This window comes from Mesorhizobium sp. M1A.F.Ca.ET.072.01.1.1, assembly GCF_004023325.1.
Taxonomy (GTDB): Bacteria; Pseudomonadota; Alphaproteobacteria; order Rhizobiales; family Rhizobiaceae; genus Mesorhizobium.
This window is the reverse complement of the sequence record NZ_RZSF01000669.1, coordinates 1-920: the sequence shown is the minus strand read 5'-3', so window position 1 is coordinate 920 and position 920 is coordinate 1. Positions and strand designations below refer to the sequence as shown.

The 920-nt window shown below is 66.7% G+C and carries 1 protein-coding gene and 1 pseudogene; both read left to right on the top strand.

Features of this window, described 5'->3' with window-relative positions; genetic code table 11:
* Nucleotides 1-604 (top strand): 2-dehydro-3-deoxygalactonokinase (locus tag EOA32_RS37430; RefSeq protein ID WP_189407729.1); only part of this gene is annotated, 604 nt, incomplete at its 5' end.
* Nucleotides 601-920: pseudogene (locus EOA32_RS37425) on the top strand (2-dehydro-3-deoxy-6-phosphogalactonate aldolase); the annotation flags it as partial. The gene EOA32_RS37430 and the pseudogene EOA32_RS37425, both read left to right, overlap by 4 nt.

Sequence of the window (920 nt, the reverse complement as noted above, 5' to 3'; positions counted from 1 at the left end):
CCTCGCCCAGCGCCTCGCCGACGCGCCGGATGTGATGCGCGGCGAGGAAACGCAACTTGCCGGCGCGAATCTGCCGCCAACGGGGCGCCACCTCGTCTGCATGCCGGGCACGCATTCCAAATGGGTCGTGGTCGAGGACGGCGCGGTCGCCGGCTTCGGCACCTGGCCGACCGGCGAGTTGTTTTCGGTATTGGCCGCGCATTCGATCCTGAAACATTCGCTGGGCGAGCATCCGGCGCCGGTCACGGCGGATAGTCCATTTTTCCGCCAGTGGTGCGAGCGGGCGCTGAGCGAAGGCGGCGACGTTACCTCAAAGCTGTTTGCGATCCGCGCCGCCGGGCTGCTGCAGGATTTGAAATCCGACGAGGCGGCGGCTTGCCTGTCCGGGCTGTTGATCGGCGGCGAAATCGCTTCGGCGAAGCGGCGCTACGGCGTCGGTGGAGCGCCCGTCGTGCTGATCGCTTCCGGCGCGCTGGCTTCGCTCTATGGCGCCGCTCTTGGCTTCGCCGGTCTTGCTTTTCGGGTCGTCGATGCGGATGAAGCGGTGCGCGCCGGCCTTGTCGAAGCCGCGCGCGAGAACCGCATGATCGGAGGCGACGCGTGACGCAGACAGCACCCTTTCCCAGACTGAAACGCGGGCTGGTCGCCATCTTGCGTGGCCTCAAGCCGACCGAGGCGATCTCAATAGGCCAGGCGATCTTCGACGCCGGCATCGAGGCGATCGAGGTGCCGCTCAATTCGCCGGAACCGTTTTCGTCGATCACCAGGATCGCCGAAGTCCTTCCGGAAACCGCGCTGGTCGGCGCCGGCACGGTACTGACGGCGGCCGATGTCGATGCCTTGCACAAGGCCGGCGGCCGGCTGCTGGTCAGCCCCAACATCGATGCCGATGTCATGGGCCGCGCCATGCAGTATGGCAT